Below are 14429 nucleotides of genomic sequence, written 5' to 3' on the forward strand. Positions count from 1 at the left end.
CGCGGCTCGCGCAAACCGTTCGTTACCAGGGGGTTAAGCCGCGATTTGTTGGCCTGGGCCGACGAGATGCGCTATAGCTTTGGGCAGAACACCGCACGGTCCGGCTCAGCCGCCGGAGACGCGCGCGACAACGCCGTGAGCGGGCGGCGCCCATCCTTGCCGCCGACGCTCCGGCCCCCGGACAGGTAGAGACCGAAGACCTTGGCAGAGAACGACATTCCGGGCGCCGGCACGCCGCCGCCCGCCTCCGACATCAAGCCCGTCTCCATCACCGACGAGATGAAGCGTTCCTACCTCGATTACGCCATGAGCGTGATCGTGAGCCGGGCGCTTCCGGACGCGCGCGACGGCCTCAAGCCGGTGCACCGGCGCATCCTCTACTCGGCCTACGAGAGCGGGCACCTGCCCGAGCGCAAATACGTCAAGTCGGCCCGCATCGTCGGCGACGTGATCGGTCTCTACCACCCGCACGGCGACCAATCGATCTACGACGCCTTGGTCCGCATGGCGCAGGACTTCTCGATGCGGCTCATGCTCATCGACGGGCAGGGCAATTTCGGCTCCGTGGACGGCGATCCGCCGGCCGCCATGCGCTACACCGAATCGCGCCTCGCCAAGCCGGCCAACGCGCTGCTCGCCGACATCGACAAGAACACCGTCGACTTCCAGCCGAACTACGACGAGTCGCGCGAGGAGCCGACCGTCCTGCCGGCGCGCTTCCCCAACCTCCTCGTCAACGGCGCCGGCGGCATCGCCGTCGGCATGGCCACCAACATCCCGCCGCACAATCTCGGCGAGCTGATCGACGCCTGCGTCGCCCTCATCGACGATCCCGGCCTGTCGATCGAGCAGCTCACCGAGTACGTGCCCGGTCCCGACTTTCCCACCGGCGGCTCGATCCTCGGCCGCGCCGGCACCCGCCAGGCCTACGCCACGGGCCGCGGCTCGATCATCATGCGGGCGAAGTCCCACACCGAGGAGCTGCGCAAGGAGCGCGAGGCGCTGATCTTCACCGAGATCCCGTATCAGGTGAACAAGGCGACGCTCATGGAGAAGATCGCCGAGCTGGTGAAGGAGAAGCGCGTCGAGGGCATCTCCGACCTGCGCGACGAATCCGACCGCGACGGCATGCGCATCGTCGTCGAGATCAAGCGCGACGCCATGGCGGACGTGGTGCTGAACCAGCTCTACCGCTTCACGCCCCTGCAATCGTCCTTCGGCTGCAACATGGTGGCGCTGAACGGCGGCCGCCCGGAGCTGATGAACCTCAAGGACCTGCTCCAGGCCTTCGTGGACTTCCGCGAGGAGGTGGTGTCCCGGCGGACCAAGTTCCTCCTCAACAAGGCCCGCGAGCGCGCCCACGTCCTGTGCGGCCTCGCCATCGCGGTGGCCAACATCGACGAGGTGATCCGCCTGATCCGGACCTCGCCCGATCCCAACACCGCCCGCGAGGCGCTGATGGACCGCGACTGGCCGGCCCACGACATCGCGCCGCTCATCGCCCTGGTGGACGATCCGCGCCACCGGGTCGCCGAGGACGGCACCTACCGTCTCTCCGAGGTGCAGGCCCGCGCCATCCTGGACCTGCGGCTCCAGCGCCTCACGGCCCTGGGTCGCGACGAGATCGGCGACGAGCTGAAGAAGCTCGCCGACGAGATCGCGGACTACCTCGACATCCTGCGCTCGCGCCTGCGCATCATGGGCATCGTCAAGGACGAGTTCGCGGAGGTCCGCGAGGCCTACGCCACCCCGCGCCGCACCGTGATCCTCGACTGGGATTCGAACGTCGAGGACGAGGACCTGATCCAGCGCGAGGACATGGTCGTCACCGTGTCCCATGCGGGCTACGTCAAGCGCGTACCGCTCTCGACCTACCGGGCCCAGCGCCGCGGCGGCAAAGGCCGCTCCGGCATGTCGACCCGCGACGAGGATTTCGTCACCCGCCTGTTCGTGGCCAACACCCACACGCCGGTGCTGTTCTTCTCGAACCAGGGCCAGGTCTACAAGGAGAAGGTCTGGCGCCTGCCGATGGCGGCGCCGAACGCCCGCGGCAAGGCCCTGGTCAACATCCTGTCGATGGATGCCGGCACCGAGCGCATCACCACCATCATGCCGCTGCCCGAGGACGAAGCCTCCTGGGAGACCCTCGACGTGATGTTCGCCACGGCGAGCGGCAGCGTGCGCCGGAACAAGCTCTCGGACTTCGTCCAGGTGAACCGCGCCGGCAAGATCGCCATGAAGCTCGATGCGGGTGACCACATCGTCCACGTGGAGATCTGCCGCGCCGACCAGAACGTGCTGCTCACCACGCAGGCCGGCCAGTGCATCCGCTTCCCCGTCGAGGACGTCCGGGTCTTCAAGGGTCGTGATTCCACCGGCGTGCGCGGCATCAGCCTGGGCAAGGACGACCGCGTCATCTCGATGACGATCCTCAACGCCTTCGACGCCTCGCCCGAGGAGCGGGCGGGCTACCTCAAGATGCGCCGCGCCGTGATCGGCGACGGGGTCGAGGGCGAGGAGACGGCGAGCCCCGAGGCGGAGGAGGGCGTGGCCGAGGCCAGCGCCATCTCCCTGGACCGCTACAACGAGATGGGCGCCGCCGAGCAGTTCGTCCTCACGCTCTCCGAGCGCGGCTTCGGCAAGCGGACCTCGTCCTACGAGTACCGGACGTCCGGCCGCGGCGGCAAAGGCATCACGGCGATGCGGGTCAATGCCCGCAACGGCAGCCTCGTGGCCTCCTTCCCGGTCCAGCCGTCCGACCAGATCATGCTGGTCACCGATGGCGGGCAGCTCATCCGCGTTCCGGTGGACGACATCCGCATCGTCGGGCGTGCCTCGCAGGGCGTGACGGTGTTCAACACGGAGAAGACCGAGAAGGTCGTGTCCGTGGAGCACATCGAGGGCGAGGACGAGAGCGAAGCCGGCGACGAGGCCGTGCAGGGCTGATCGCACCCCCTCAAGCGGACGGCCCCGGGGCCGTCCGTATCGCCGGGCGTGGAGTTAGCCCGTTTTCGTGTCGGGACCGGAGGTTCCGTTTCGGGTGGAAATGCTCTACCCCGGGCCGCGATGATCCGCACCGCCCTCTACGCCGGCTCGTTCGACCCGGTCACGAACGGACACCTCGACGTCATCCGTCAGGCGTGCCGGCTCGTGCAGACCCTCGTCATCGCCATCGGCGTGCATCCCGGCAAGGCGCCGATGTTCTCGCCCGAGGAGCGGGCGGAGCTCCTGCGCGCCACCTGTACGCCCCTGGCCGAGGCCGAGGGTACGGCGCTGACGATCGTGACCTTCGACGACCTTGCGGTGACCGCGGCGCGGCGGGTGGGGGCCAGCGTCTTCATCCGAGGCCTGCGCGACGGCACCGACCTCGATTACGAGATGCAACTCGCCGGCATGAACGGCGCCATGGCGCCCGAGGTGCAGACCGTGTTCCTGCCCGCCTCCACCGGCGTCCGGCCGATTACCGCCACCCTCGTCCGCCAGATCGCCGCCATGGGCGGCGACGTCTCGCCCTTCGTGCCGCCCCTGGTGGCGACGCGCCTCGCGCAGCGCTTCCGGGCGGCCTGAGCCCTCCTTCGCCACGACCAACGAAAGCATGCTGACCCCATGGCCTTTGGACTGAATCGCCGCATCGCCCTCCTTGCCGTCGCCGGCCTCCTCGCGACGGCACCCGCAGCCTGGGCGGTGGACGACAACACGGTGTACCTCGACACCAAGGATGGCCGCGTCACCATCGAGCTGCGCCCGGAGATCGCCCCGAAGCACGTGGCCCAGCTCAAGACCCTGATCAAGCAGGGCTTCTACAACGGCCTCAAGTTCCACCGGGTGATGGACGGCTTCATGGCCCAGACCGGCGACCCGAAGGGCAACGGCACCGGCGGCTCGAGCCTGCCGAACATCCCGGCCGAGTTCTCGCAGGCACCGTTCCGCCGCGGCACGGTCGGCATGGCCCGGTCGTCCGACCCGAACTCCGCCAATTCGCAGTTCTTCATCTGCCTCGGGGACGCGCCCTTCCTCAACGGGCAGTACACCGTGGTCGGCCTCGTCTCCTCGGGCATGGAAGCCGTGGACGCGATCAAGAAGGCGGCCCCCGGCGCGGCGGGCGGGGCGGTTCAGAACCCCGACAAGATCGTCAAGATGCAGATGGCGCAGGGAGCCAAGTAGTTTGCGGGGCGGCGCCCACCTGGGAGCTCTCGCGGCGCTCGTCGCCGTGGGGCTCCCCGCGCGGGCGGCGCCCTTCACGGGCCCGCTGACCCTACCCGAAACCCTGCGCGGCACCGTGCAGGTCCCGCTGAGCGGCCTGGCCGACGGCGCGAGCCCGGCCGATACGCTGCGGGACCTCTATCCCACCCTCGCGGCGTGCTGGGAGGTTCCCCGGGGCCTGTCCCCCTCGGCCCGGGCCGAGATCACCACCCGCTTCGCGCTTCGGCGGGACGGCAGCATCATCGGGACACCGCGCGTCACCTTCTCGGCGCAGCCTTCAGACACCCGCGCCCACCGCATCCTGTTGGATGCGACCCTGGCGGCGATCCGGCACTGCACCCCGGCCCGGATCACCCCCGCCCTCGGCGCGGCCATCGCGGGGCGCCCCATCGCGCTCCGCTTCATCTACCAAGGACCCAAGGGAAAAGGAGTCTAGACCCATGGCAGAGACCGAGACCATCATCCTGGAGACCACCAAGGGCCGCGTCGTGATCGGGCTTCGCCCCGACCTCGCCCCCAACCATGTCGAGCGCCTGAAGACGCTCGCCGCCCAGGGCTTCTACGACGGCGTCCCGTTCCACCGCGTGATCGACGGCTTCATGGCCCAGACCGGCGACCCGACCGGCACCGGCTCGGGCGGCTCCGACCTGCCCGACCTCAATGCCGAGTTCAACGCGGAGCCGCACGTGCGCGGCACCTGCTCGATGGCGCGCACCAACTTCCCGCACTCGGCCAACTCGCAGTTCTTCATCTGCTTCGGCGATGCCCGCTTCCTCGACAAGCAGTACACCGTCTGGGGCAAGGTCGTGGAAGGCATGGACGTGGTCGACACCCTGAACAAGGGCGAGCCGCCGCGCTCCCCCGACAAGATCGTCAAGGCGACCGTCGGCGCCGCCTGATCCGGCCCGCACCATCCGGGTTCAGAGGGAAGTGTCCGCGCGAAGGTGCGGACACTTCTTTCGTTTGAGGGCCCGCCACGGCTTGGCAGGCCGCCCGCCAACTGGGACATGGCGGCCCATGACCGGCACCCTTCCGCTTCGCGACATCCTCCTTGCCCTCGCGGTGGTGGCGGTCTGGGGCACGAACTTCGTCGTGATCCGGATCGGGCTCGACCACCTGCCGCCGCTGTTGTTCGCCGCCCTGCGCTTCGTGCTGGCGGCACTGCCGGGCGTGTTCCTTCTGGCCCGCCCGGCGGTCCCCTGGCGGAACCTCGCCGCCTACGGCCTGCTGATCGGGGCCGGACAGTTCGGCCTGCTCTTCATCGCCCTGCGCGGCCACATCGCCCCCGGCCTCGCCTCCCTGGTGATCCAGGTCCAGGTCTTCTTCACCATCGGCCTGTCGATGCGGCTGACGGGAGAGCGCGTGCCCGGCCATCAATGGGCAGCCCTCGGTCTCGCCGCCGCCGGCCTCGCCGTCATCGCCGCCCATACCGACGCCGCGACGACACCCTTCGGCCTCGGGCTGGTGGTCTGCGCCGCCGCGAGCTGGGCCGGCGGAAACATGGCGGCCAAGCGCAGCGGGGCGCGGGCCATGCTGCCCTACGTCGTCTGGGCGAGCCTGTTCTCGGCGCCGCCGCTGCTCGCCGCCTCGTTCCTCCTCGAAGGCTGGGAGGCCATCCGCGACGGGCTCCTGCGGGCCGACCTGACGACCTGGGGCGCGGTGGTGTGGCAGTCCGTCGGCAACACGATGTTCGGCTATGCCATCTGGGGCCGGCTGCTCGCGCGCCACCCCGCCGCCCAGGTCACCCCGATGGCCCTGCTGGTGCCGGTCTTCGGCATGGGGGCTTCGGCCTTCTGGCTCGGCGAACCGCTGCCGGCCTGGAAGCTCGGCGCCGCCGGCCTGGTCCTCGGCGGCCTCGGCTTGGGGCTCCTCTACCCGCGCTGGCGTGCCCGCGCAGCGGTCGGGAGCGCCCCGACCTGAGGCGTCAGGGGTCGTCGGTCCCGGCGAGGCGGGCCTCGGCCGCCGCCAGGTCCTCCGGCGCGTTGATGTTGGCGAAGGGGTCGGAGGGCTCCACCGGCCAGGACACCGCCACCGCACCGTGGCGCCTCAGGAAGGCGCCGACCCGGCGCTCGCCGCGCGTGACCAGGGCCTCGCGCAGGTCCGCCCGCAGGGCCACCGGCCAGAGCGCCACCGTGAAGTGCTCGCGCCCACCCGACGCCGCCATGGCGATGGTGCCCTCTCGCCCGGCCGCTTCGGCGAGACGGGCGACGAGATCGTGGGGCAGGAACGGCGCGTCGCCGGAGACGCTGGCGACGTGGCGCGTGCCCCGATGATGGGCCGCCGCGTGCTCCAGCCCCGCGAGAATGCCGGCCAGCGGGCCCGGATTGTCCGGCACGCCATCGGGCACGATCATGCCCGGGAAATCCGGGAAGCGGCCCGGATCGCCGTTGGCGTTGAGGATGACGCCGGCCCCGCACTGGGGGGCGAAGCGGGCGAGCACACGGTCGAGCAGGGTGCGGCCGCCGAGCGTCCGCAGGGGCTTGTCGCCCCCGCCCATGCGGCGCGCCAGCCCGCCGGCGAGGATCACGCCCAGCACCGGCGCCATCGGGGCTACTCGATGACGATGCGGGGCGCCGTCCGCGGCGCGGGGCCGCCGGTCAGGTTGCCCCAGAGCTTGGCGGCGATGCCGCGATAGACCTGCGCGTGCGGCCCGTCCGGGTCCACCGCCACCACGGGGCGACCCGCATCGGAGGTCTCGCGGATCGTCATGTTCAGCGGCACCTCGCCGAGGAACGGCACGTCCAGCCGCTCGGCCTCGGCCCGCGCGCCGCCATGCCCGAAGATGTGCGAAGCCGTACCGCAATGCGGGCAGATGAAGGTCGCCATGTTCTCGATGACGCCGAGGATCGGAACCGCGACCTTGCGGAACATGGTCACGCCGCGGCGCGCGTCGATGAGGGCCAGGTCCTGCGGGGTCGAGACGATGACCGCCCCGGAGAGCGGCGTGGCCTGCGCCATGGTCAGCTGCGCGTCGCCGGTGCCCGGCGGCATGTCGACCACGAGCACGTCGAGCTCGCCCCAGGCGACCTCGCGCAGCATCTGGGTGATGGCCGACTGTACCATGGGGCCGCGCCAGATCATCGCCGTCTCGGGCTCGATCAGGAAGCCGATCGACATGACCTTGATGCCGAACCCTTCCATCGGGGCCAGCAGGCGCTCCTCGATGACGCGGGGCTTGCCCGACAGCCCGAACAGCTTGGGCACCGAGGGGCCGTAGATGTCGGCATCGAGCAGGCCGACCTTGAGGCCCTGGGCCGAGAGGGCGAGCGCGAGATTGCAGGCCGTGGTGGACTTGCCGACGCCGCCCTTGCCGGAGGCGACGGCCACGATGTGGCGCACGCCCGGAAGGGCCGGGCCGGTCCGCGGCGGCGGCGGTGCGGCGGGACGGCCAGGGGAGGGCGGCTGCGGAGCCGCGGCTTGCGGGACGTTCTGGGCCGGCTGGTTCGGGCCGCGCTCGGAGGTCAGGCTGGCGAACACGCCCGAGACGCCCGGGGTCGCCAGGATCGCGCCCTCGGCCCGGCGCCGGATCGGCTCGAAGCGCTCGGCCTCGCTGGGGTCGATCAGGATCGAGAACATCACCCGGTTGGTGGGGTCCACCACCACCTGGGACAGGCGCCCGGAGGCGGGCAGGGTGGTGCCCGCGGCATCGACGGTCACGGTCGAGAGCACCTTCAGCACGTCGTCACGGGTGATCGCCAAGGTTCGGGCTCCTTGCCGCGTCCGACCGGGGGGCCGAGGCGCAGCGACAAACGGGGGTTCGCGGACGCTGCGGCCTTGGCCGGCCCACCCGCGACGAACCCATGCGACAGCACAGGCGGTGCCCGAGCGCAAGCGCTTCCCTGGGCTGCCGAGGGCGAGACCCCTCGTCGCGGCCGGGTCTCGACCGTTCGGAGACGCGGCGCCGCGTCGGACTTCGGCACCGGAGTTTTCCGCGAGGGCGTTCAGGTTTTGCTAGGCATGAGTCGACGGGAGCGCCACTGTTTTGCGTCCGCTCGGCCCGCCGCGACGTTCGCTGCAACACAGAGAGATCGCCCGGCGGCGGCCTCGACCGTTGCAGGATCGCCCATCCGTGTACGCCTGGATCCGAAACAGGGTTTCCGCTCCCGCGCGGCCGTCGCGGCTGCGTCCGCGGGGCGACGTCGCCCAGGGCGACCTGACCATGAGCCCGTACCTGCTGCGGTTCTCCCGCCCCGTCTCGGCGCGCTACGAGATCGATACCGGCCGGGAACGGGCGCTCCATCTGCGCCGGACGATCCTGATCGGGCTGATCTTCCACAACGCCTACAACCTGACGACCGCGCTGCTGATGCCGGGCATGCTGCCCCTGGCGATCGCCCTGCGGCTGTTCCTGGTCACGCCCCTCGGGCTGCTGCTCGCCTGGTCCGTCACCCGGATGCCGGGGCCGCAGCGCGAGCGCATGGTCACCGCCACGATGCTGCTGGTGACGGCGGTGCCGATCCTGCTGTTCAGCCTGGAGCGGGAGGCGATGAGCGCCATCTGCTACATCGAGTACCCGCTGATGATGGTGTTCACCACCATGATGCTGGTGCTGCGCTTCCCCCATGCGCTCATCCTGACTGGCCTCAGCGCGGCGGCCTCGTTCGCCAGTATCGCCCTGCGCACGGATCTCGCCCCGGAGCTCGCCCTCTGCCTCGCGTTCCAGACCGTGGCGGGCGCCTTCTTCGTTCTCTACGGAAACCACCAGATCGAGGGCGTGCGCCGCCGGGCCTACCTCGTCTCCCTGCGCGAGATCCTGCGCTCGGCCGGCCTCGAGCAGGATCGCCGGGTCCTCACCGTGCTCTCGGAGACCGATCCCCTGACGGGCCTCGCCAACCGCCGCGCCCTCGATACCGCCCTGGCCAAGACCACCCGCGAGGCCCGGGGCACCGCCCTGCTGATGATCGACGTCGATCACTTCAAGCGCTTCAACGATGCCTACGGCCACCCGGCCGGCGATGCCTGCCTGCGCCGGATCGCGGAGGCGATCGCGGGAGAGACGCGCGGCGGGCGCGACTGCGTCGCCCGCTACGGCGGCGAGGAGTTCTCCGTGCTGATGCGTGGCTGCGACGCCCGCGCCGTCGCCCGGGTCGTCCGACGCCTGCGCGCCCGCATCGCCGGCCTCGAGATCCCGCACGTGGCCCGGGGCGACGGCCAGCCCTTCGTCACCGTGAGCATCGGCGTCGCCGTGACCCCGGCCGGCCGGACCACCACGCCGGCCGAGCTCGTGGCCGAGGCGGATGCCGCCCTCTACCAGGCCAAGGGCCTAGGCCGGAACTGCCACGTCGTGCGGGCCATCGGCGACGCGGCCATCATCCTGGACGATCGCCGCCTCGGCCAGTTCGGCGCGATGCGTCGGAAGCCCGCCCGATTCGCTCCCCCGGCAGCCCTCGCGCCGCCGGCCCCGGCGCGCCTCTCCGAAACCAATGCGGTCCTGGCTCGTTGAGCACACGGTCCGGCTGCCGATCACCGCGCCGGAAAGCCTTTCGACGAGTTGGAGACTGCAATCTCATGCACCAGGGCAACCACCGCGACCACGAGGGCGCCAAGAAGCTGTTCGCCCTCATCCAGGACGTCAAGGTCGCGATGATGACCACGGCCGACCAGGACGGGAAGCTCTACAGCCGCCCGATGTGGTGCCAGGAGGCGGACGAGAACGGCGACCTGTGGTTCTTCACCAAGCTGCACTCCCCCAAGACCGCCGAGATCAGCAAGGACAACCAGATCAACCTGGCCTACTCGGATCCGTCGAACCAGACCTACGTCTCGATCGCCGGCAAGGCCGAGATCGTGACCGACCAGGCGGTCATCGACGACAAGTGGAGCGAGAGCCTGAAGACCTGGTTCCCCAACGGCAAGGACGACCCCGAGGTCGCCCTCCTGCGCGTCCATCCCGAGAAGGGCGAGTACTGGGACAGCCCGAACGCCACGATGCTGCACATCTACGGTTACGTGAAGGCCGCCCTGACCGGCGAGTCGCCCAAGACCGAGACCAAGAAGGTCGACCTCGCCTGACGCTCAGGCGCGGGTCTGGGCGGGGGCGGCGTGCCGAGGGGCGCGCCGCCCTCTTCGTTTGGGCGGTCCTGCATGGGGACGGGCCAGGGAACCGCGTCGGGATCGCCTTACGGTGGTGCGGAGACCGCGCCGATGCCGGGTGCCAGCAAGATCCGGTGCCAGCCAAAAAACAAGCGTCCCGCGGGACGCTTGCGTTCTTTCATCGAAGGGTCGTGCCGCTCACCGGCGTCGACCTCAGTTCGCCCGGGCCACCTCGACCAGGTTGTCCGAGAAGGACGGCGCGTGGCCCATGTCGGTGAAGGCGTGCGACGAGATGCTGTTCACCGTGCCCTCGTTGAGCTGGCGCCAGTAGCCCAGCGTCGCCACCACGATGCCGGCCTTCACGTCGTCGGTGATGCGGGCCACGCCCTTGAAGGCGCCGCGGTCGTTGGCGACCTGGACCTTGTCGCCGTCCCGGATGCCGCGGGCGTCCGCGTCGACCTGGTTGATCATCACGAACTGCTCGCCCTGGCCCTTCTGCTTGTCCTCCATGTTCGCGTAGCAGGAGTTCAGGAAGTAGTGGCTCTTGGGCGAGACGATGTTGAGCGGGAAGCGCTCGGCGAGCTCCGGGTCGTTGGTGTGGGATTCGCGCGGACCCAGGTAGTCGGGCAGCGGGTCGAGCGCCTCGCCGGGCTGGAAGCCCTCGTACATCTGCCGGAACGGCGGTGCGACGAAGTTCGTGGCGCCCTCGACCATGAACATGCACTTGCCGGTCGGCGTCGGGAAGTTGCCTTCCTTGTGCGGAGCCCGATCGTCGGGCGTACCGACCTTGAGGCGGGCAAAGCCGTGCTCGCGCATGTACTGCAGGTCGATGCCCTCGCAGGCCGGCGCGTTCCAGTCGACGTAGTGCTCCAGGCACTCCGTGTCGGTCCACTTGAAGTTCTCTTCCTCGAAGCCGAGCCGGGCGGCGAGCTGGCGGAAGATCTCGTTGTTCGGGATCGCCTCGCCGGGCGCCTCCGCGCACTTGGTGTTGTAGGTCAGGTAGAGGTGGCCCCAGGACAGGATCATGTCCTCCATCTCCGCGCCCATCGTGGCGGGCAAGAGGATGTCGGCGTAGGAGGCGGTGTCCGAGATGAAGTGCTCGGCGGAGACCATGAACAGGTCCTCGCGCATCAGCCCCGCGACGATCTTGTCGGTCTCGGGCGCCTGCGTCACCGGGTTCGAGTTCCAGCACATCATCGACATGATCGGCGGGTCGAGCTGCAACTCGCCGGTGAGCGCGCGTCCGATCTGCAGGTTGCTGACCACACGGGTCCCCTCGGGGATCAGGTCGGGCCGGCACATCACGTCGAACTTGTAGGGGTGCTCCCAGACGCCGAACTGCGTGACGCCGCCACCGACATGGCGCCAGGCGCCCGTCAGGGCCGGAATGGACGAGACGGCCCGGATGGTCTGGCCGCCGCCGTAGTGCCGCTCCAGCGCCACGCCCATGCGGATGCCCACCGGCTGCTCGGTCGCCATTTCGCGGGCGAGCTTGCGAATGTCGTCGGCGGAAACGCCCGTGATCTCGGCGGCCCATTCGGGCGTGCGGGTGCTGGCCCGCTCCTTCAGCTCCTCGAAGCCGACCGTGTAGTTGTCGACGTAGTCCTGGTCGACGAGGCCCTGTTCGATGATGGAGTTGATCAGCGCCATGGCCAGCGCGCCGTCCGTGCCGGGCTTCGGCGCGATGTGCCAGTCGGCCGCCTTGGCGGTGCGCGAGGCGTAGGTGTCGATCACGACGACCTTGGCGCCCTTCTTCTGCGCGTCCTTGACGATGGCCCAGTGGTGCAGGTTCGTGCTGACCGAGTTGCAGGCCCAGATGACGATGTACTTGGAGTGGATGTAGCTGTCCGGGTCGAGCCCCGCGGTCGGGCCGACGGTGAGCAGCCACGCCGTGCAGGAGCCCTCGCCGCAGAAGGTGCGCTCGGTGACGGTGGCGCCCATCCGGTTGAAGAAGGCGTCGCCGCCGTTCAGCCCGTGCACGAGGCCCTGGTTGCCGAGGTAGCTGTACGGCGCGATCGCTTCGGGGCCGTACTGATCGATGATCGCCTTCCAGCGCGTCACGATGGTGTCGAGGGCCTCGTCCCAGGTGATGCGCTCGAACTGCTTCGAGCCCTTCGGCCCGACCCGCTTCATCGGGTAGAGTAGCCGATCCGGGTGGTAGTGGCGCTTCTCGTAATCCTTCAGCTTCACGCAGAGACCGCCCCGGGTCATCGGATGGTCCGGGTTGCCCCGCACGCCGAGCAGCTCTCCGTCCTTGACCTCGAACAGCATCGAGCAGGTGTCGGGACAATCGTGCGGGCAGCCGCCGAAGAAGGTCTCGGTCAGGCTCTCGGCCTGAGCGACCAGCAGGGAGTCGGGCTTGACGATCTCGTTCATGTTTCCTCCACGGCCGAGCGTCCCGCCTTATTGTTCCTGGCGGGCCGGCCCGGTGCGCGCACACAATGCACTCAAGTGCTAACAATTCCAAATTTTGGCCCGGCGGAAGGGCCAAATGAGTGCCCGGCTATGGTACCAACCGTTTTGTCGCGGCTGCGGACCGAGCCCTCGGACCCGAAGCGTCGCGGTGCGGACAGGGCTGCGCTGCGGAGCGCGCGAAGCCGGACGGGATGGCACCTGTGGACCTGACGCTGACGCTGGACTTCGGGTCCGTGACGCCCCTCCAGGCGCAGGTCTTCGATCAAGTTCGCGAGATCATCCTCGACGGCCAGCTCAAGGCCGGGATGGCGCTGCCGCCGAGCCGCCTGCTGGCGGAGCGCCTTCGCGTGTCGCGCAACACGGTGATGCTGGCCTACGAACGCCTGACGGCCGAGGGCTACGTCAAGGCGCGCGGAACGGCGGGCCTGTTCGTGGAGCCGATCCCGCCGGACAGCCTCCTGCTGATCCAACGCGGCAGCCGCTCGCTCACGAACGGGCCGGTGCCGGACGCGTCGAGCGAGCCCCTGCTGTGCTTCGCGGGCTCGCCCGGCGGCGGTGGGGACCGACCCGAGTTCGACTTCTGGGTCGGGCGGTCCGATCCGGCCGGGTTCCCGCTGCCGATCTGGCGGCGGATCGTCCTGCGTCTCCTGGGGAAGGAAACGGCCTATCTGACCGATTACTGCGATCCAGCCGGTCTCCCGGCTCTGCGCACGGCCATCAGCACCCACCTGCGGCGGGCCCGGGCGGTGGCGGTCACCGAGGATCAGGTCATCGTGACCACGGGGGGGCAGGAGGCTCTCAACCTCGTCTTCACCCTGCTGAAGGGGCATACCCGGCAGCTCTGCATCGAGAACCCCTGCTACCTCGGCGCCTCGCTGATCTTCAGGAATGCCGGCCTGGCCATCCATCCGGTCCCCGTCGACGGCGATGGCCTGCGGACGGACCTCCTGCCCACCGCAAAGGGCAGCCTGCTCTACGTCACGCCCTCCCACCAGTTCCCCACCGGGTCCACCATGCCGTTGACGCGGCGCCTGGCTCTCCTGCGATGGGCGGACGAGACCGACAGCTACATCGTCGAGGACGATTACGACAGCGACTTCCGGTACGACGGGCCGCCGCTGACCGCCCTGGCCGGCCTCGATGGGGGACGGCGGGTCTTCTACGTCGGGACATTCTCCAAGTCCGTCGGGGCGGGCCTGCGCCTCGGCTACGCCACGGTCCCGCGCCTGTTATGGGACGAGGCCCGGATGCTGAAGGCCCGGATGAGCAACGGCCAGGCCTGGCTGGAACAGGCCGCCCTGGCCGCCTTCATCGACGAGGGGCATTTCGACCGGCACCTGCGCCGGTTGCGGCAGGTCTACAAGGCGCGACGGGACTGCCTCGTCGCGGTGCTGCGGGCGACGTTCGACGGGGCCGTCGTCCTGGGCAGCGAGAGTGGCCTACATCTGGTCTGGCGCCTTCCACCCGGTTTTCCACCCGCCCGGCAGATCCAGAGCATGGCCCGCGCGCAGGGCATCGGCGTCTACGCCCTCTCTAGCGGAGCCGCCTACGATTTCGATCCCGAAGCCCGGGACGACATGCTGGTCTTCGGGTACTCGTCGCTCACCGAGATGCAGATCGAAGCGGCGATCGGCACGCTGCATCGGATGCTTCAGGCACCGGGCTGAAGCATCCGATGCAGTGGCAGTCCAAGGCATCGGTCGGTCCAGAGGGCGTGTCGCCGGCATGGCCTCGACGACCGCTCCCCAACCCCGCCCACGGCGTGACTCCAGCCTCGG

Annotated in this window: 12 protein-coding genes; 9 read left to right on the plus strand and 3 right to left on the minus strand. The window is 69.8% G+C overall.

Features of this window, described 5'->3' with window-relative positions; translation table 11 throughout:
• The first annotated feature begins 201 nt into the window (after positions 1 to 201).
• The 6 genes from gyrA to ASF58_RS08915 all read left to right on the plus strand — a co-directional run bounded on the left by gyrA (position 202) and on the right by ASF58_RS08915 (position 6123).
• Positions 202 to 2946 carry a DNA gyrase subunit A gene (gyrA, locus tag ASF58_RS08890; RefSeq protein ID WP_055950538.1) on the plus strand — a complete coding sequence of 915 codons (2745 nt, stop codon included), beginning with the start codon at positions 202 to 204 and terminating at the stop codon, positions 2944 to 2946.
• A gap of 120 nt (positions 2947 to 3066) precedes the next feature.
• On the plus strand, positions 3067 to 3567 hold the full coding sequence (gene coaD / locus ASF58_RS08895) for a pantetheine-phosphate adenylyltransferase (protein WP_055950541.1): 501 nt from the start codon (positions 3067 to 3069) through the stop codon (positions 3565 to 3567).
• A 51-nt stretch (positions 3568 to 3618) separates the two neighbouring features.
• Positions 3619 to 4164 carry a peptidylprolyl isomerase gene (locus ASF58_RS08900; protein WP_055950670.1) on the plus strand — a complete coding sequence of 182 codons (546 nt, stop codon included), beginning with the start codon at positions 3619 to 3621 and terminating at the stop codon, positions 4162 to 4164.
• A gap of 46 nt (positions 4165 to 4210) precedes the next feature.
• On the plus strand, positions 4211 to 4639 hold the full coding sequence (locus ASF58_RS08905; RefSeq protein ID WP_055950673.1) for a hypothetical protein: 429 nt from the start codon (positions 4211 to 4213) through the stop codon (positions 4637 to 4639).
• A gap of 4 nt (positions 4640 to 4643) precedes the next feature.
• On the plus strand, positions 4644 to 5102 hold the full coding sequence (locus ASF58_RS08910) for a peptidylprolyl isomerase (RefSeq protein ID WP_055950543.1): 459 nt from the start codon (positions 4644 to 4646) through the stop codon (positions 5100 to 5102).
• A gap of 118 nt (positions 5103 to 5220) precedes the next feature.
• Positions 5221 to 6123 carry an EamA family transporter gene (locus ASF58_RS08915; protein WP_055950547.1) on the plus strand — a complete coding sequence of 301 codons (903 nt, stop codon included), beginning with the start codon at positions 5221 to 5223 and terminating at the stop codon, positions 6121 to 6123.
• 4 nt (positions 6124 to 6127) lie between these two features.
• Here ASF58_RS08915 and mobA read toward each other — a convergent pair whose 3' ends face one another.
• Together mobA and ASF58_RS08925 are read right to left on the minus strand one after the other, a co-directional pair.
• Positions 6128 to 6748 (minus strand): molybdenum cofactor guanylyltransferase MobA, encoded by a 621-nt coding sequence (gene mobA / locus ASF58_RS08920; protein ID WP_055950550.1) that lies wholly within the window; start codon positions 6746 to 6748, stop codon positions 6128 to 6130.
• Positions 6749 to 6753: 5 nt separating this feature from the next.
• Entirely contained in the window at positions 6754 to 7902 is a 1149-nt protein-coding gene (locus tag ASF58_RS08925) for an Mrp/NBP35 family ATP-binding protein (protein ID WP_055950552.1), read from the minus strand.
• A gap of 460 nt (positions 7903 to 8362) precedes the next feature.
• Between ASF58_RS08925 and ASF58_RS08930 the strand changes: the two genes are divergently transcribed.
• Both ASF58_RS08930 and ASF58_RS08935 read left to right on the plus strand, forming a co-directional pair.
• The gene (locus ASF58_RS08930) at positions 8363 to 9646 is read left to right on the plus strand and encodes a GGDEF domain-containing protein (protein WP_156375604.1); all 1284 of its coding nucleotides are present in this window, start codon (positions 8363 to 8365) and stop codon (positions 9644 to 9646) included.
• A gap of 65 nt (positions 9647 to 9711) precedes the next feature.
• Positions 9712 to 10215, plus strand: coding sequence for a pyridoxamine 5'-phosphate oxidase family protein (locus tag ASF58_RS08935; RefSeq protein ID WP_055950557.1), 504 nt, complete (start codon positions 9712 to 9714; stop codon positions 10213 to 10215).
• A 234-nt stretch (positions 10216 to 10449) separates the two neighbouring features.
• Here the strand turns inward: ASF58_RS08935 and ASF58_RS08940 are convergent, their stop codons facing one another.
• On the minus strand, positions 10450 to 12612 hold the full coding sequence (locus ASF58_RS08940; protein WP_055950559.1) for a molybdopterin oxidoreductase family protein: 2163 nt from the start codon (positions 12610 to 12612) through the stop codon (positions 10450 to 10452).
• Between the two features lie 239 nt (positions 12613 to 12851).
• On the opposite strand from ASF58_RS08940, the gene ASF58_RS08945 reads away from it, so the two are divergent.
• On the plus strand, positions 12852 to 14318 hold the full coding sequence (locus tag ASF58_RS08945) for a PLP-dependent aminotransferase family protein (RefSeq protein WP_055950564.1): 1467 nt from the start codon (positions 12852 to 12854) through the stop codon (positions 14316 to 14318).
• Positions 14319 to 14429 lie beyond the last annotated feature (111 nt).

This window comes from Methylobacterium sp. Leaf125 (assembly GCF_001423085.1).
In the GTDB taxonomy this organism is placed as follows: Bacteria; Pseudomonadota; Alphaproteobacteria; order Rhizobiales; family Beijerinckiaceae; genus Methylobacterium.